Here is a 17,434-nt window from a genome sequence, read left to right as displayed (position 1 = left end):
GGTTCGAACGGCCGTCCAAACCCATGGGTTGAAGTCGATTTCAGGAAGGAGTCGGGATGAGCGCACACGCTGGCGGTAAAGGGATGCTTCTGTTGTTCTCGCTGATGGCCGGAGCATGCGTTACAGCAGCCGATGCTCCACCTGCAGGAACTGACTACCCGCGGCAGTTCGGCTACGTGACGACGCAAGACGGCACCCGCCTTGCCTATGTGGTTTATCTTCCCGCAGCACATGGCACGTTCCCCACGGTTTTCCAGTACGAGCCGTATCTGGGTGGCGGCAGCGCACCCGACAAGCTCTGGCTGAAGGCGGGCTACGCCGTTGTAACAGCGAATGTGCGGGGAACCGGGTGCTCGCAGGGGCAGCATGACCTGTTCGGTCCGCACGAAGGGCCTGATGGGGCCGACATCATCGACTGGATCAGTCACCAGCCCTGGAGCAATCGCCGGGTCGGCATGATTGGTGTTTCGTATCCCGGGCACACGCAGCTTCTGGTCGCCGCGCAACACCCCAAGGCGCTGCGCGCCATATCGCCATCGGCGATCACCATGAATACGTACGACGACATTGTCTGGCCGGGTGGCATCTACAACGTCGGCTTCGCTTCCCGCTGGAGCCTGCTGCTTCAGCCGGGAATTGCCGCGGTCGGTGCACAGGCCCGGGTGGCGTGGGGTGACCAGGAGTGCAGGGCCAACATGGCAGCCCACGCCGCACCGACCCTGGTGGAGCAGACCAGCAGCCACGCCGGGTTTGACGCGTGGTGGAAAGTGCGATCACTTGCCGACTATGTGGAGCGGGTGCAGGTGCCCACGTTCATCTCGCAAAGCTGGCAGGACCACGAGACGTCGGTGAATGGCGCTACCCAGATGTATGCGCGCCTCAAGGCGCCGAAGTGGATGGCGCTCTCTCCCGGCGGCCACGGTTGGACGTACATGCAACCAGCCTTTCAGAGCATGCTGGTCAAGTGGATGGATCACTGGGTGAAGGGCGCGAACAATGGGGCCGAAAAACTGCCAAGGGTGACGGTGTACTGGGAGCTGGGCGGCAAGGTACCGCCTGTGGCTGCCTGGGAAACGCACTACGCGGACTGGCCAGTTCCCGGTGCGCAGGAACAGACATTCCAGTTGAACGGCGACGGGTCGCTCACCCGTGACGACGCCGCCAAGCAGGGTGACGACAAGCCACGGCGCTACGTCTTTGGCCCAGGCACGGAACTGATCGGTAGCAACGCCCAGTTCTCGCTTGCGCCAGACCCCACCGGTACCCTGGCATGGACCAGTGCGCCGCTCGCAAAAGACCTCACCATTCTCGGCGCCATCCAGGTGCATCTGTTCGCGTCATCCGACAACGCCGATACCGACTTTGTCGTGTCGCTGCATGACGTCTACCCCAATGGCGATGTGCAGTATCTCCAGCGAAGATTCCTCCGTGCATCCATGCGTGAAATCGACGGCGCGCAGAGCACGCCGCAGTTCGTCTATCGAGACTTCGACAAGCCGGCGCCACTGGTTCCAGGCAAGGTCTACGAATTCGATCTTTCGCTCCCGCCCATCGGTGCCGTTCTTCGAAAAGGTCATAAGTTGCAGGTAATGGTGAGCTCGCCATCGGCGATCCCGCAGCCGGACTGGGGGCTTCAGTCACTGAGCCTGCCCGGATTCAACAGCGTGTACTCGTCGCCGACTTATCCGTCGAGGATTGTCGTGCCGGTGTTGCCGGATGCGGAAGTCAAAGGCCCGGAGCCTGCGTGTGGCTCCCTTGCATTCCTGCCGTGCCGGCCGGCGTCGCCGCCCAGGGGGTGATTCAGTCACTGCCGTCGTCGATGCGTTCGATTGGGAGGTGTGCCCGAGCGTAGCTGGCTACCTGGTCAGCAGTCCCTATAACTTGATTGTCGTGACAACTGAATGGGTGCTACCGTCCGTCGCACCCAACCCCGAAAAGGAATGCGCATGACCTCCGTATCGCCGGAAGCCGTTGACGTGCGTCTGACCCAGCTTGAGCGTTCATTGCGACGCACGCGCTGGGGTATGGTCGGTTTGCTTGTGTTGGTGGTCGCCATGTTTCTGGCCTGGTATGGCGTGGGTGGCATCACCCAACGCGAGATACGCGCCCATCGCATCTATGCCGTGGACGATACGGGCACGGTGCGAGTGCGGGTTGGCGAGGATCCGCCGGGCGGCAACCGCAAGAGCCGCGTGGCTGGCCTGGTCGTTTACGACACCACCGGCATCGAGCGTGGCGGCTTGGCCACCATGGCCAATGGCAGTGTTGCGTTGGGGCTGGACGCGCAGCATTCGGAAAAGGGCGTACCCCGCGACCGCATGGGCATGATGGTCGACGGCAAGGGCGGCACCATGTTCATACTGGAGGATGGCCAGGGTTCACCCATCGTGATGGCGAAGGGTGCTGCGGCCAGTGGTGGCTCCCTGCAGGTTTCCGAGGCCACGCCGGATGGCAAGCAGCTGCAGGTACGCACGCTGGGTGTGCATGGTGATACGCAGTCGACTGAAAGCGGCGAGTGACAAACGTCGTTCTGTTGCGTGCGACTGAGACATGAATCAGACGAGGGGTCGCTCAGGCGACCCTTCGTTTTTCAAGGCTGGGCCTGCATGGAATTGCCGGGCGATGCGTGCCCGGAGCGGAAGGTGGCATTGAGTTCATCACCCGTCATGACGATCGCGTATCCCGCATGGAATTCACGCTCGAAGTGGGTCGCGCGGTATCCCGTGGCCCGGATGAAGCGCCGCGAGAATCCGGGTGGCACGGCGCGTCACGAGTCGATGCCGCGATTCATTGATTTTGCGCTTTTGCCAGGCGCCTCCCCGGATTCCCGCTGCGCTTCATCCGGGCTACTTGTTGGCTACCCGCATTGGAAATGCATTGACATAGCGCCCGTCATTCGCGCAGTTGATGACTGTCGGCTGCCGTGAGGTCGAGATCGTAGATGCGCTTCAGGTCGCTGATCTTCTTCAGCGTTGCGGTGGAGAAGGGCGGCTTGTTCTCCAGTGCGTGGAGCGCAATGCCTTCCAGCAGGTCACCTAGCGACAGATCCAGCGATTCGGCGAGGCCTTTGAGCACCTTGAGCAGCCGTTTTTCCAGCCGTACGCCGGTCTGGATACGTTCCACCGGTGGCGCGGGCGGCCGTGCGGCTGTCTTCTTTGCAGGGGGCATCTGGTTGTTTCTCCGTGGCGGCGGGGCTTGCACCGTTACTGGTATATGAGTACCTTGGTACCAACATACCACCTACGAGGATGTGGCGCCATGCTGCAGCTCACCGGAAGGGCGCACTTCGTGCGCAGTCTATGGATCCTTGGGTGGGCACTGGCTGGCTCCCCCGCTGTCATGGCCTCCGAACCTCACTCCAACACCCGGCGCTTTCATCTGGACGCCCCGTGCCAGCGCGTGTTCCCGCTGTTCACCGCCGCTGGTGAAAAGCAGTGGGCAGAGGGCTGGAATCCCGAGCAGCTCAGTGGCAGCGAGCATCGCGGCAGCGCGTTCCGCACGCGTCATCCGGATGGACAGGTCACCACCTGGATCGTTACGGAATACGACCCTGTCGCCGGTCGCGTCAGTTATGCACGCCTGGCGGAGGACTCCAACATCGGGCTCGTTGACGTGCGCTGCTCCGAGGAGGGCAGTGGCAGCGCCATCGACGTGACCTACACACTGACCGGCCTGACTCCCAAGGGCGATGCATTCGCCACCAAGTTCACTACCGACGCGCACTACACGGCCATGATCGACGAGTGGCGACGCGCACTGGTGAGCGCGCTGTCGAGCAAGCCGTGAGCCGGTGGGTGCGCGACAGCGTCGTATAGAGCCTGTTGACGGCCACGGGCAAATCGCCTCCCACGTGAAGCTCACGTAGAGAATCCTGGCCAGGAAGTCAGGAATGGGTGGGACCTCGTGGCCGATTCCGATCCCCGCCGCGATTCTTCGTGCACGCAAAACGAAAATGGTTGACCTTGCGACGCACTTTGGGGCTACGCTCTTCGAGCGGCCAACCCAGGCTGCACCATGCTCCACCCACTCAACGCTCCCTGCGGCCGGCTCCGTGCATGCCGCTACCGTCCTTCGCCGACGTTGCCAGCGCCCATGCCCTGGCAACGGATTGCCGCCGGAGAGCGTGTCACCGATTCATGGCCGAACTTCACCAGAGGAGACGCGATATGGGATACGTGACCACAAAGGACGGTGTCGAGATTTTCTACAAGGACTGGGGTCCGAAGGACGCTCCGGTTGTTTACTTCCACCATGGTTGGCCATTGAGCGCGGACGACTGGGATAACCAGATGCTCTTTTTCCTGTCCAAGGGTTTCCGTGTGGTGGCGCATGATCGTCGCGGTCATGGGCGGTCGAGTCAGGTATCGGATGGCCACGACATGGATCACTACGCCGACGACACCGCTGCCGTGGTGACGCACCTGGGTGTGCGGAAAGCTGTGCACGTGGGTCATTCCACCGGCGGTGGCGAGGTGATCCATTACGTGGCCCGGCATGGCGAAGACAAGGTGGCCAAGGCGGTGCTCATCAGTGCCGTTCCGCCCATCATGGTGAAGACGCCGGCCAATCCCGGCGGCCTGGACAAGAAGGTCTTTGACGATCTCCAGGCCCAGCTGGCAGCCAACCGCTCGCAGTTCTACTACGACCTGGCCGCTGGCCCGTTCTATGGCTACAACCGGCCCAACGCGAAGCCCCAGCAGGCCGTCGTCCTGAACTGGTGGCGCCAGGGCATGATGGGCGGCGCCAAGGCCCATTACGACGGTATCGTGGCCTTCTCGCAGACGGACTTCACCGAGGATCTGAAGGGCACCACGATCCCCGTGCTCGTGATGCATGGCGATGACGACCAGATCGTCCCTTACGAGGACGCGGGCGTACTCTCGGCCAAGCTGGCCCGCAACAGCACGCTGAAGATCTACAAGGGCTTCCCGCACGGGATGCCCACGACCGAGGCGGACACCATCAACGCCGACCTTCTGGCCTTCATCAAGAGCTAGCGTTCAAGGGCGCCCGGGGTGGTCGCTACCACCCCGGCGCAATTCGCAGGAAGGGATCAGCGAAGTGCGCGCGCTACGGGTTCTGCGGCTTTCCGGGGCCCGCATGGGATGCACGATGCCAGAGCAGGCTCATGGTGCCGATGGCGAACATGCCGGCGACCGCAAACTGGAAGACACGCACCATCCAGAGGGACAGGGTAGGGGAGTCTGACGATATCGCCGAGCCCAGGATGATCAGCATGGCGTTGCACGCCAGCAGGGCAATCGGCGCCGTGGGGCCACCAGCCGCCATGCGCTGCCCGAAGAAGAGCAAGGTGAAGAAAAGCAGGCCGGCAAGGAAGACCAGCGATGGCGTGGTCGTCAATATCGTATGGAGCACCAGCCCAAGAAAGCCGCCGGCGAAGTTGCCGACGATCATGGCCAACGCATGCAATCGGCCGCGATTCAGATCAAAGTTTGCCACCAGCATGACCGTGGCGATCATCACCGGCAAAGCGTCCGCCAGTCCGTACAGCAGGTAGACCAGCATCAGCGGGACAACGACCGCAGCACCACCCAATGCCATGGTGACAGGATCGGGCATGTGCGAAGGCGGTGGCGGCGCGGGCTTCGGTGCCGCTGTTTGCGGCCACAGCCCGTAGACCAGCCAGATAGTCACCAATGCGACGGCCATGCCGCGGACAAAGGCCACGGGAAGCGTACCGGCCTGCGCCGGCGCGATCATGGCAATCACCGGAATGGTGGCAAGGCAGATCAGAAAAAGCAGCGCTGGAAACGCGGGGCGTCCGCTCAGCATGGCAAAGAATGCAAGAAACACGCACAAGGCAATCAGCCCGAACAGAACGAAGGGCGTGCCGCGCAGCTGCGACGCGATGACGAAAGCGAACAGCGACGCGACCGTCATGACTATCAAAAGTCCAAGCGCCATCCTGAGCGATGGCCGCGCGGGCAGGCTGGCCAGCAGCGCGGCCGCGAGCACCGGCGCGAGAAAACTGGGAAACCAGTCCATTGCCTCGCCCACCACGAAGGCAGCCGTGACGCCGACGGCAAAGCGCAGCGTCGCATGCAGCGTCACGACATCTTCCGGGGCTGCAGGGGCCGCGTGCGCTTTCATCGCAGGTAGCTGAGCATGGCGATCACCCATATCCACAGGCGTGCCAGCGGGTTCATCAGCGAGGTGTCGCGCGTAAGCACCACCACGTTGGCCTGTGCACCGCTGCGACCGGGTGGCAGTGGGGATGAGCCATCCGCGGGAGGATCAAGCACGATGCGCACAGGGAAGCGCTGGGGCTCACGCAACCAGCCGCTGGGTGCGTTCACCGTGGGAAGCTGTCCGCTGGGCGTATCCCCGCCTTGTGCAACGCCCCAGCCGATGCTGTCCACGCGCGCGGCATGGACCACGCCTGGCTGGTCGTCGAAAACCACGTAGGCGCGATCGCCCGGCGCGATATGGCCAAGCTGGTTCTCACGCATGGCTGCATTGACCCAGCGCGGCCCGTCGGAAACGAAACTGAGCACGGCCTGGCCCCGGCTGGCGAACTGCCCGGGGGACAGGCGCAGGTTGGTAATGACGCCGTCACCCGGCGCCCCCACGGTGGTCCGGGTCAGATCAAGCTGCGCCTGATCGACCGCGACAAGCGCCTGACGCACCTGGGGGTTGTCATTGCCGGTGCCGCCCATCTTGATGCGAGCGCGCACCGCCTCGGCTTCGCCGCGCGTGATGTCGGCGCGCGTCTTGTCGATGTCTGCCTGCGCTCGAATGGCCGAGGTTTCCGACAGTGCCTTCTTGGCTGACAGGTCCAGCACGATCTTGCCCAGCTTCTGTGACGCCGCGTAGTCCACGCGTTGCCGTCCCACCGTGGCATCCGCCACCTGGACATCGGCCGCCGACGCATCCGCCGATTGCCTGGCCACGGCCAGGTTGGCCTGGGCGGCCTGAAGGGAGATCTGGAATGACTCCGGATCAATGCGGAAGAGCACCTGGCCTTTCTTCACTTTCTGGTTGTCATGCACATCCACCGACATCACCGGGCCAGTCACCTCCGGTGCAATCTCCACCAGAAACACGCTCAAGGTTGCCTGCGAGGTGTACGGCGTAAAGCGATCGGCGATGACGTGATAGACAAACATCGCCAGCAGCAGGAGCAGCGTCAGCTTGATGATTCGCTGCACCTTCCCGGCACCAGCCGGTTTCGCTGCCGCTGGCGGCGCCTTTTCCGGCGAGGCTTCCATGGTGGTGGCGCTTTCCTCAGTCATGGAGGCGATCCCCGGGGCGGGTGATGAAGGCGTGGATGGCAAGAGGCTTCATCAAGAGGGTCATTGCGAGCCTGCCTTGGCGACAGGCGAGTTCACTGCGTTGGAAACGTGCCCATGTTCCGGCGGCTGCTGCGCCACCGGCAGCGGCGCCACCTGGTCTATCCAGTCGCCTCCCAGTGCGCGATAGAGACTCACCAGCGCCTGGTACTTGTCGCCCTGGGCCGAACTCAAGGAGAGTTGCGAATTGAACAGGCTGCGCTCGGTATCGAGCACCTCGAGGTAGTCGGTGTAACCGTTGTCATAGCGCTCGCGCGTCAGCTCGACGGCGCGGGTCAATGCGGTCACTTGTCGTTCCAGCACCACGACCAGCTCGCGCTTGGCCTTGATGGTTGCCAAGGCATCGTCCACATCACGAAAAGCGTTCTGGATGCTCAGCTGATAAGCCTCCACCGCCTGGTCGTGCTGAGCCCGGGCCTGCTGGTTGAGGGCGGCAATGCTGCCCCCGGCGAAGAGGGGGCCGGCCAACTGGCCGGCAAACGACCACGTGCGGGAGGGACCGGTGAACAGGGTATTGAGCTCGCGACTGGCCGTGCCGGCGGCCGCCGTCAGCGATATCGAGGGGAAGTAGAGCGTGCGTGCAACGCCAATCGCGGCGTTGGCCGCCACCAGTTGCTGCTCTGCCTGCAGGATATCCGGTCGCCTGGCAATCAGGTCGGAGGGAAGGCCGGCAGGCACGGGTGGCTGCGTCAATTGCTCCAGCGTGTGCCTGCGCACAATGGGCCCGGGGTTGCGGCCCACCAGAATGGACAGCGCATGCTCCTGCTGGGCAATCGCCTGCTGCAGCGTGGGAATGGCCGCTGCCGCGGTTTCGTATTCGGCGGTGACCTGCATCATTTCAAATTCGGAAACAGCGCCACCCTCCAGTCGCATCTTGAACACATCGACGCTGCTCTTGCGGCCTTCCAGTGTGGCCTGCGAGATCTCAAGTTGCCGGTCCAGGTCCAGCAGGGTGATGTAACCGGTAACGATGCTGGACACCACGGTGAGCGCAACACCCAGGCGCGCCTGCTCCGTTGCCAGCAGGTTGGCGCGTGCCGCTTCGTTCTCGCGCCGCAGGCGCCCCCAGAGATCCAGCTCCCAGCTCGCAGACACCATTGCGGTGTAGTTCTCGCCAATACCGCTGGAGCCCGGCGGCAACGCCGTGGTGCTGCTACTCACCTTTTGCCGCGCCGCGCTGGCACCGTAACCCACCTGGGGCAGGCCTTGCGCACCCGTCACCACCACCTGTGCGGAAAATGCCTCTACCCGGGCCGTGGCGATGCGCAGGTCATGGTTGGCTGCCAGCCCCTCATCGACCAAGGCATCGAGATCCGCATCACCGAAAGACTTCCACCACGCCGGCAATGGTGTGAGGGTCGATTCAGAAGCTGGCGTGGCGGGCACGTCGCCGGCGAAGCGAAAAGCGTTCGGCGTGACTGCCGATGGGCGCACGTAGTCGGGGCCAAGCGTGCAGCCGCCAATCGCGCACACGGCTGCCACCAAGGCCACGGAGACGGGCAATGAAAACCTGCCGATTCGAGTCCCCCAACTCACGCCACCTTCCTCTCGCCTGGCAAAGTACCGGTCAAGATGCCGCATGGAAGTCCCGTGCAAAGATACCGCAATCAATGCCTGTGTACTGACACGGTGCCATATCCGATACGGTTAGCCAGCCGTAGTTTTACTTAGGCCATGAGCTATGGTGTTCGCACCCCCTTCCTAACTCGGCGCTTCGCGGTATTCTGAGTCGTCGGCGCGGAGCGTGCAGCCTTGGGCTTCACGATGTCATGCGCTCTGTCGTGATACCGAAGGGGCCCTGTCATGAGCAGCGACGCGCTTTTGCCAATAACCGCCGAAGCACCGTCAAACAGGCAGCGCCTGTTTGTCCGCTACTTCACTGGCGTGCTGATCGACCTGGTGGTGCTGAACCTCTTTGCGGAGTACTGGCAGCACGTATATGTCGACACGTTCACCACCTCATTGCTCGCCGCCATCGTGCTGCAGGTGTTGCTGCGGGCGACCGTGGCCGTGGAGCACAAGGTTGGCGAGTACTTCGCGAAAAAGAAGGGCGGGTTCATGCGCTTCCTGCGCTTCTTCTGCGCATGGCTGGTGCTGTTCGGCTCGAAGTTCGTGATACTCGAGGCCATTGCGCAACTCTTCGGCAAAGACGTCCATTTCACCGGCCCTTGGCACGGCCTCATCTCGCTCATCGTCGTGGTCGTGGTCATGCTGGTCGCCGAAGAGCTGGTGGTCCGGTTGTACCGGAAGCTGGGCGGCTGAGCCTGGGGTCGCCCGTTCAAGGGTGGCGCAGGGGCAGCGTCAGAACTACGCCTGTTTCGAGGCATCGAAGCCGGTGTAGTGGTCTCCGTACTGCTCCCGTAGCCTGTTCTTGAGTACCTTGCCGGTGGCTCCAAGCGGAAAGCCATCAAGGAAGACCACGTCGTCGGGCTTCCACCAGCGGGCGAGCTTGCCGTCGAAGAACGACAGCAATTCGTCCTTCTCCACGGCGCTTCCCTTGGTTCGCGTGACCAGCAGCAAAGGACGTTCGTCCCACTTCGGGTGGCGCACGCCGATGCAGGTAGCGCTGGCCACGCCGGGGTGCAGGCAGGCGATGTTCTCGATATCGATCGAGCTGATCCATTCGCCACCGGACTTGATCACGTCCTTGCTGCGGTCGGTGATCTGCATGAAGCCGTCGCGGTCGATGCGGGCCATGTCCCCGGTGGGGAACCAGCCGTCGCGTAGCGGCGAAGTGGCTGTGTCGCCAAAGTAGGCGCTGGCCACCCAGGGGCCGCGCACTAGCAGGTCGCCGACTGACTCGCCGTCCCACGAGAGCGCCTTGCCGTTGGGGTCGACGATCTTCATGTCGATCCCGAACACGGCGCGCCCCTGCTTGGCCTGGATGGCGTAACGCTCGTCTTCGGACAGTGCGAGCTGTGCCGGCTTCAGGCTGCAGACCGTACCCAACGGACTCAGCTCAGTCATGCCCCAGGCGTGCAGTACATCTACGTTGTGCACTTTCTGGAATTGGGCCGCCATCGAGGTGGGGCAGGGCGCGCCGCCGATCACGGTGCGCTTCATGGACGAGAACGTGCCCTCACGCTCGGCGACATGGGCAAGCAGGCCCTGCCAGATCGTGGGTACGCCGGCGGACATGGTCACCTGTTCGGCTTCGATCAGTTCGTAGAGCGACCTTCCATCCAGTGCCGGGCCCGGCAGCACCAGTTTCGCGCCGACCATGCAGGCGATGAACGGCAAGCCCCAGGCATTGACGTGGAACATCGGCACCACGGGCAGGATGGTGTCGCGCGTGGAGCAATTGAATGCATCCGGCAGCGCGCCCGCATAGGAATGCAACACCGTGGATCGGTGGCTGTAGAGCACGCCCTTGGGGTTGCCCGTGGTCCCCGATGTGTAGCACAGCGACGATGCCGTGTTTTCGTCCATCGACGGCCATTCGTAGTCGCTTCGGTGGCTGTCGATCAACCACTCGTAGCACAGCAGCGAATCGTGCAACGGCGGCATGCAGGCCACATCGCACATGGCAACAAACAGCCGCGGCGTGGAGAGTCGCGCCTGCAGGGCATCGATGATGGGAAGGAAGGTCAGGTCGAAGAAGATGGCGCGATCGTCCGCGTGCTCGACGATATAGGCGATCTGGTCCAGATGCAGCCGCGGGTTGATGGTATGGAGAACAGCGCCGGACCCGGAAACAGCGAAATTCAGTTCCAGGTGGCGATAGCCGTTCCAGGCGAGGGTGGCGACACGGTCACCGGGCTGGATACCCAGCGCGGCGAGCGCCGTCGCCAGGCGACGCGATCGCACGCCAAGATCAACGAACCGGTAGCGATGGATATCGCCTTCGACCCGACGCGACACGATCTCTTGATCGGCGTGATGACGGGTGGCGTGGTTCAACAGGGACGCGACAAGGAGCGGCTGCTGCATCATCAAACCAATCATTGTCGGGTTCCGCGTAAGAGGCAGGGGAAGTGCATGGAGCGATGGCGACACACGTGCATGACACGTTGGCCCTTTGGGTGATGACACTGCTTCACCGGTTTGTTGCGTGAAGTTGCCAAGGGCTTCTATCCGTGCCGGGTTCGCCCGATGCCGCCGCGCGTCACGCGACGGCATCGGGAGGACTCCGTCAGAACGTGGTCTGGAAGGTGAGATCGATGTAGTTGCGGTCGCGCAGCAACGACGCCAGGCCAGCGCTGGAGGTGACCACGCCGACCTGGTTGACGGCAAGGCGACCCACATAGCCGATGTATTTCAGGTCGAAGCGATAGCGCTGTTGCACATCCGCGCCGACACCGAAGGAGAAGTTGCCCATGCCCTTGTTGCCGCCAAAGGTAACCGCGGAATTGCCGGACAGGCCCATCGTGTAGGTCATCGGGGCAAGCAGGTCGACACCCGGATACACCTGGAACCAGGTCGGCGTGAAGCTGAGCTGGGTGCCGGTGTAGTTGCGGGTCGGCTTGTCGATGCCGGCATAGCCGGGGCTGGTGCCTTCAAAGGCGTTGGGATTCTGCGTGACCTTGTCCCAGCGGCTCCACACAAATTCGACCACGTAGTTGGCCGTGTCGAACACCGGGGTCTTGGGTACCACGCCGGCAAAGTCGGTGACGGCATGCCAGGTATCACCGCGCGCACCCGCCGTGTTGCCGTCGGTCGGCGCCGTGTTGATCGCACCCACCACCTTGTTGGCCAGCGGCGTCGGCAGCAACTGCACCGGGATGCTCACCAGCGGCATGTTGTGGCGGTAGTTCACTTCGGCACTGAAGCTGACGCCCAGGATCTGCTTGGCGAAGCTTGCGCCATAGATGTCGATGTTATCGGCATAGGTTGCATTGTATTGGCCGATATTGCCGCCCAGTACCTGCTGCACGCTGGCCATCGCCGGATTGATGTAGCAGATGGTCGGCGTGAGCGACTTGTAGCCAAGCGCCTTGCATGCAGCGGCCGGCACGTTGGGTGCAACCGCCGGCGTCAGCATGAACTGGGGCTGGATGTCGGAAGTGTTGCGATAGTAGAGGCCGATGGTGGAGTTGATGGACTCCGGGCTCCAGTGCATCGACACGCCCCAGTCGCCGGTGCCGTTCGGCTCGATATCCTGGCCGCGTAGCGCGCGTTGGGTGGCGTTGATGTAGATCGACTGGCCGCCCTTCAATACCGCATCGTTCGGGTCCATGTAGGAACCCGACTCGGGGTAATACACCTGCTCCCAGCCGAGGTAGTACTGGCCTTCAAACGAGAGGGTAGGCGTGGCCTGGACCTGCGCCGAAAGCTGCGGACGCGGGCGGAACAGCTCCTTGGCAGTCGCGCCCGGAACGGTCAGCAGCTTGCCGATGTCCAGTGGCGACTGGCCGTAGCTCAGCGAGTGGATCGGATTGAGCAGCGCCTCGCCCCAGAACAGGTCGTAACGACCGGCCTTGGTGTTGACGTTCACACCGCCGATGTCGAAATTGGCAAACACGAAGGCATCGAGAATCTGGCCAGACGGGCCCTCGAAATAGCGTTCCGTGTAGTTGGGAAGGCCGAGCGCGGGCTTGCCGTCGACGATGTGGTTGGACGACGAGACGTGATTGTTGTCCAGCGAGTTGTACGCGTTGTCGTACCAGCCATCGGCGCTGACGCGAAAGCCGTAGTTCTTCTTGTAGACGAGATCGAACTCGCTGATCAGGTCCACGCGATTGGTGACGATGGCGTGGTTGCCGAAATTGCGGTCGCCATCGTCATTGTTGGGGCTGTTGAGGATCGACTGATCCTGCGAATGCGCGCGCTGGCCAAGGTTGTAGCGAACGGTGTTGTCCCAGCGGATATCAAGATCGGGATTGCCCGTGTTGAATTCGACTGCGTGTACGGAACTCATCGAGCCGAGTGCCACGGCAAGAGCCAGTGCCGTCCGGCGAATGGCCGGAACGCCGCGGCGCTCGATCCCCCCTTCAAACTTTTTCATGCAACTGTCCTCCCCCATGTCTTGTGCCGTCTCTGTAAGTTCGCCGGTGTTCCAGCTCTTCCGGCTGGAACATCGCATCCGGAACCATCGCGCCAGGCCGCCCATGAAGTTTTCCCTAGCTGCGCGGTGAAATGCTTTCGGGTGGTTGCTACCGCCAGCGCTGCACATTCGCCGGGTGCACGCCACGCGGTGGACGTGCAGGGAATCGCGTTCCCTCTCCGGCGAAGCCGCCAGTGGTGGCTTCTGGTATGCCCAGATTCCAGCCGGGCCGGGTGCAAGACCCCCCCCAGTCCGGTGGGGGAGCCGTCCTGGCCCACTTTCAGCCATGCACGCGTGATCGCCCCATGTGCGCAATGCGTGGGCGCAGGGCGGTTCAATGAACGTGCACGTGACAAGCGGATCAGGCAGAAACGGATCCAAGCATGGCGCGGGCAAGCGTTTCTGGATCCATCGCGCCAGCCTGCGAATAGCGATCACCGAACACGAATGCAGGCACGCCAGAAAGCCTCTTCCGCTTCGCTTCGCCTCGCCAGTACTCAAGCGTGGCGTCATACGAAGGCAATACGCTGGAACAGATGCTTGCAGCGGGTGACATCCCATAGATCTCGGCGATGTCCGCCAGCGCCCTTGGCTCGCCTATGTGTACGCCACGAAGAAAATAGGCGTGGAAAAGCTCGTCAATGACGTGCGACTGCAGCGCCGGCCCGCCCATCTCTCCGGCCTGCCAGACCAGGCGATGCGCGGCGATGGTGTTGGGCATCCACTCGATGCGGTCGAACTGGAACTGGATGCCATAGGTGTCACCCACCTCACGGATCTGGCTGCGCCTGGATTCCACGGCCTGGGCGCTGCCCAGTCGCTGCCGGTAGAACGCCTGGAAAGGTTTGCCTTCCGGTGGCATATCGGGCATCAGCGGTAGCGACTTCCATTGCACGTCGACAACCGTATCGGGATAGGCCGCCACCAGCAGATCGATGGCTTGCTCCAGCTGACGCTTGCCAATCATGCACCAGGGGCAGATCAGGTCGAAGTAGAACTCGGCCTGGACCCGCTTGCGTACCGGGGTCTCGGTAACCGTCATCTGCCCGGTCACAGCAGTGTATGGATGAGTGTTTCGGCCATCGGCCACGGCCCGTAGCCAGCCGCCGGATTGAGATGCCCGACCTCGCCCAGTTCCACCAGCATGCTGCCCCACTGGTTGGCCAACTCGGCAGCACGCGGCGCCGAGCACAGAGGGTCGTTGTCGCTGAAGGCGACCACCGAGGGGAAGGGCAACGGCGTGTGAGGAACCGGCAGCCAGCCGTGTTCGCTCAGCGTGTCCATGCCCGGATAACCCGCTGGCATCGGTGACTCCAGATCAGCAGGTGTTGCAAGCAGTGCACCGTGGATGGGGCGCTTATGCGTCTGTGCCCAGTGCACGGTGATCATCACGCCTGCGCTGTGCGCGACGAGTATCACCGGTCCGTCGATGCCTGCCAGTGCTTCGTCCAGCGCCGCCACGCGGGCGGCCCGGCTCAGCTTGTCATGCGCCAATGGCGGCACGGAGCGCGCATTGGGGAGTTTCGCTTCCAGCAGGGTCTGCCAGTGGTCTGCGACATGGTCGCGCAGGCCAGGTACAAGAAGAATCGTCGGACTGGTCACGTGGAAATTCCGTCAGATATCTGCCCGACAGCGGTCAGGCTTCCGTGGCCAGCGTCGGCGCACGCACACGATCGATGTCATCTGCGTAGTGGGCGCGGCCAATCCAGAAGGCGAGGGCGGCAAACAGTGCCATCAGGGGAATGAGCTTGAACGCGTCCAGCAGGCCCACGTGATCTGCCAGCACGCCCGTCAGCAGGGGTCCCGGGGCAAGGCCCAGGAGATTGTTGGCAAGCGTGAGCGTGGCGAAAGCCGTGGCGTGAATGGGAGTGGGCGTGAGGTTGGCGACCATGGCTCCGGCCGGGCCGCATGTGCCTGCAACGAGGAACATGCCCAGGCCGATGGCGATCAGCTGGGAGGCGCCCGGCGTCATCTGGAATGCAACACCCAGGATGGCGGCCGTGGTCAGGCAGTACACGATCGCCATGGCCATTTTTCGTGGCGGCGAGTGACGACACACACGATCGGTGACGGCGCCGCACACCACCATGCCGATCGCGCCAATGAGCACGAACACCGCGGCAGTAACGCCGGCCTTGTCCGGTTGCATCGCGTAATAGCGATTGAGATAGCTGGGCATCCACGCGATGACGGCCGCCATGATGAACAGCTGCAGGCCGCTACCGATGTACGCGCAGATCACCGACGTGGTGGAGAACAGCCCGGCAAAAAGATTGCGCAGCGACAGCCTGAAGCCGGGACGTATCTCTCGCGGCTCCGTGGTGCCGGTCGCGCTTCCGCGCATGCGACGCTCGTTGACCGTCAATGCATATGTCACGACCAGCGCGGCGCCAAAGATCGCCATGGCGACAAACGCCGAGCGCCAGCCAAATCGGGCGGCGAATACACCGCCGAGGGCCATGCCCACCACCGAGCCAAACGCGCCGCCGGCCATGAAGGCACCGGTGAGCGTGGAGCGCAGGTGTGACGGAAAAATGCCGATGATCAGCGCAATGCCCACGCTGCCATAGGCAGCTTCGCCCAGGCCGACAAAAAAGCGCGCCGTCAGCATCTGGCCGTAGTTGGTGGAAATGGCACAGCCGAGCGTCGCCAGGCTCCAGAGCGTCGCCATCAGGAGGATGCTGCGCACGCGCCCCCATCGATCCGCCATCACGGAGAGCGGGAACGTCAGCACACCCACCAGCAGCGCGACCACGCCGGACAATGAGCCCAGTTGTGTGTCTGACAGGCCCCATTCGGCCTTCAGCAGTGGAAAGACGGCATTGAGCACCTGGCGCGACATGTAGTCCGACAGGAGCAGGCCGAACGTGAGTGCGAACACCAGCCACGCATACAAGCGCGGCCGGGCCACGGACGTGACCGGGGTTCCCAGTGTGGATGCCTCGACGTAATGCATTCCCAAGGTGGTCTCCTCGCCGGCAACGCTGCCGGATGTGATGGCGTGACGGCTTGCGTCACGCCGGCGGCCTGCGGAAACGGCGTTGACCGGATCCGCAGGCTGTTACGACTCAGGCTGCAAGTTCAGCCAGTCCCGGCTTCGCCGGCTTGCGGTTGGGTGAAAACCCATTGGCGGCCAACGTCTCCTCGATGGTGTCGTAGAACACGCCGATCTTCAGGATCTCGCGCGCTTCCTTGCCATTGGCGATGTCACGGCCAAACTCGCGCGAAATGCGCACCAGTTGTTCGATCTGCTCCACCGTGGTCATCTTGGCGGTGCGCGACTGGTTCCACAGGTTGTCCTCGATGCCGCAGCGCACGTGCAGGCCCATGGCGATGCCCATCATGTTGATGGGAAGCACGTTGCGCATGCTGCTCTCGACGGTCAGCATGGAGCCGTCGGGAATGGCGCGCAGGAAGTTGGCCATGTTGTAGATGTTGGGCGCATCCATGCCGCCGCCGATCGCCACCCAGTTCATCACCAGCGGGCCCTTATAGACGCCGCGACGGATCAGTCGCTCAACGGTCTCGTAGCTGTTGATGTTGTAGAACTGGAAGGCGCTCTGGATGCCGGCCGCGCTGAGGCGCTTGATGTGTTCCTCGATGAAACCCGGGCCGGACGGCACGATCATTTCGCGATAGGCCTGGTAGGTCTGCGGCTCGGCGATGGAGGTGCCGGCCAGGTCGGCCATCTCCATCTGCTCGACGATATTCATCTGCACCGTGTTGACCGTCACCGTCACCTGATCGGGCTTGGGATCGAGCTCGGCCAGCATGTGGCGCGTGTCGTCCTTCAGCCACTTGGCGCTGGCGCCGTCGGTTTCCGGCGCAAAGGAAATGGAGCCGCCGACCTGGATGACCATGTCGGGCACGGCCTTGCGCACGCCCGCGATCAGTTCATTGAACATCGACAGGCGCTTGGAGCCGCGGCCGTCCAGTTCGCGCACGTGCAGGTGAAGCACGCTGGCGCCGGCGTTGTAGCAATCCACCGCCTTCTGGATCTGCTCGGCCATGGTGACGGGGATGTCCTCGGGAAAATCCGAAGGGATCCACTCCGGGCCATAAGGCGCAGCGGTGATGACCAGCTTGTCCTGGTACTCGGGAATCAGCGAACCGTCGAGAAAGTTCATGGCGTGTCCTGTTG

Annotated in this window: 15 protein-coding genes; 5 read left to right on the top strand and 10 right to left on the bottom strand. The window is 63.0% G+C overall.

Annotated features, from left to right (window positions below; translation table 11 throughout):
- Positions 1-56 precede the first annotated feature (56 nt).
- Entirely contained in the window at positions 57-1,799 is a 1,743-nt protein-coding gene (locus tag H8F01_RS20565) for a CocE/NonD family hydrolase (protein ID WP_187056862.1), read from the top strand.
- A gap of 147 nt (positions 1,800-1,946) precedes the next feature.
- Entirely contained in the window at positions 1,947-2,519 is a 573-nt protein-coding gene (locus tag H8F01_RS20560; RefSeq protein ID WP_187056861.1) for a hypothetical protein, read from the top strand.
- 373 nt (positions 2,520-2,892) lie between these two features.
- Here the strand turns inward: H8F01_RS20560 and H8F01_RS20555 are convergent, their stop codons facing one another.
- Entirely contained in the window at positions 2,893-3,168 is a 276-nt protein-coding gene (locus H8F01_RS20555) for a hypothetical protein (protein ID WP_187056860.1), read from the bottom strand.
- Between the two features lie 90 nt (positions 3,169-3,258).
- Between H8F01_RS20555 and H8F01_RS20550 the strand changes: the two genes are divergently transcribed.
- Entirely contained in the window at positions 3,259-3,786 is a 528-nt protein-coding gene (locus H8F01_RS20550) for an SRPBCC family protein (RefSeq protein WP_187056859.1), read from the top strand.
- Between the two features lie 380 nt (positions 3,787-4,166).
- The gene (locus H8F01_RS20545) at positions 4,167-4,997 is read left to right on the top strand and encodes an alpha/beta fold hydrolase (RefSeq protein ID WP_187056858.1); all 831 of its coding nucleotides are present in this window, start codon (positions 4,167-4,169) and stop codon (positions 4,995-4,997) included.
- Between the two features lie 73 nt (positions 4,998-5,070).
- Here the strand turns inward: H8F01_RS20545 and H8F01_RS20540 are convergent, their stop codons facing one another.
- The 3 genes from H8F01_RS20540 to H8F01_RS20530 are packed head-to-tail and all read right to left on the bottom strand — an operon-like array spanning position 5,071 to position 8,783.
- On the bottom strand, positions 5,071-6,072 hold the full coding sequence (locus tag H8F01_RS20540; protein ID WP_187056857.1) for a DUF2955 domain-containing protein: 1,002 nt from the start codon (positions 6,070-6,072) through the stop codon (positions 5,071-5,073).
- Between the two features lie 35 nt (positions 6,073-6,107).
- Complete coding sequence (locus tag H8F01_RS20535; RefSeq protein WP_187056856.1) at positions 6,108-7,253, bottom strand: HlyD family secretion protein; 1,146 nt, start codon at positions 7,251-7,253, stop codon at positions 6,108-6,110.
- Positions 7,254-7,313: 60 nt separating this feature from the next.
- A complete protein-coding gene (locus tag H8F01_RS20530; RefSeq protein WP_222615696.1) occupies positions 7,314-8,783 on the bottom strand; it encodes an efflux transporter outer membrane subunit in 1,470 nt (489 codons plus the stop codon).
- Positions 8,784-9,113: 330 nt separating this feature from the next.
- Between H8F01_RS20530 and H8F01_RS20525 the strand changes: the two genes are divergently transcribed.
- Complete coding sequence (locus H8F01_RS20525; RefSeq protein ID WP_187056854.1) at positions 9,114-9,572, top strand: hypothetical protein; 459 nt, start codon at positions 9,114-9,116, stop codon at positions 9,570-9,572.
- Between the two features lie 45 nt (positions 9,573-9,617).
- Here the strand turns inward: H8F01_RS20525 and H8F01_RS20520 are convergent, their stop codons facing one another.
- The 6 genes from H8F01_RS20520 to H8F01_RS20495 all read right to left on the bottom strand — a co-directional run bounded on the left by H8F01_RS20520 (position 9,618) and on the right by H8F01_RS20495 (position 17,420).
- Positions 9,618-11,255, bottom strand: coding sequence for a 3-(methylthio)propionyl-CoA ligase (locus H8F01_RS20520; RefSeq protein ID WP_187056853.1), 1,638 nt, complete (start codon positions 11,253-11,255; stop codon positions 9,618-9,620).
- 187 nt (positions 11,256-11,442) lie between these two features.
- On the bottom strand, positions 11,443-13,254 hold the full coding sequence (locus H8F01_RS20515) for a DUF1302 domain-containing protein (RefSeq protein WP_187056852.1): 1,812 nt from the start codon (positions 13,252-13,254) through the stop codon (positions 11,443-11,445).
- A gap of 400 nt (positions 13,255-13,654) precedes the next feature.
- On the bottom strand, positions 13,655-14,335 hold the full coding sequence (locus tag H8F01_RS20510; protein WP_187056851.1) for a DsbA family oxidoreductase: 681 nt from the start codon (positions 14,333-14,335) through the stop codon (positions 13,655-13,657).
- A gap of 8 nt (positions 14,336-14,343) precedes the next feature.
- Positions 14,344-14,895, bottom strand: a complete 552-nt coding sequence (locus H8F01_RS20505; RefSeq protein ID WP_187056850.1) for an RBBP9/YdeN family alpha/beta hydrolase — start codon at positions 14,893-14,895, stop codon at positions 14,344-14,346.
- 34 nt (positions 14,896-14,929) lie between these two features.
- Positions 14,930-16,249, bottom strand: a complete 1,320-nt coding sequence (locus tag H8F01_RS20500) for an MFS transporter (protein WP_187059410.1) — start codon at positions 16,247-16,249, stop codon at positions 14,930-14,932.
- 112 nt (positions 16,250-16,361) lie between these two features.
- Positions 16,362-17,420: a beta-keto acid cleavage family enzyme gene (locus H8F01_RS20495; RefSeq protein ID WP_187056849.1), complete on the bottom strand. Its 1,059-nt coding sequence runs from the start codon at positions 17,418-17,420 to the stop codon at positions 16,362-16,364.
- Between the last annotated feature and the right edge of the window lie 14 nt (positions 17,421-17,434).

The sequence above is a fragment of the Dyella telluris genome, assembly GCF_014297575.1.
Taxonomy (GTDB): domain Bacteria; phylum Pseudomonadota; class Gammaproteobacteria; order Xanthomonadales; family Rhodanobacteraceae; genus Dyella; species Dyella telluris.
Note: the sequence above shows the minus strand (reverse complement) of the source record. Positions and strands in the feature narration are given on the sequence as shown.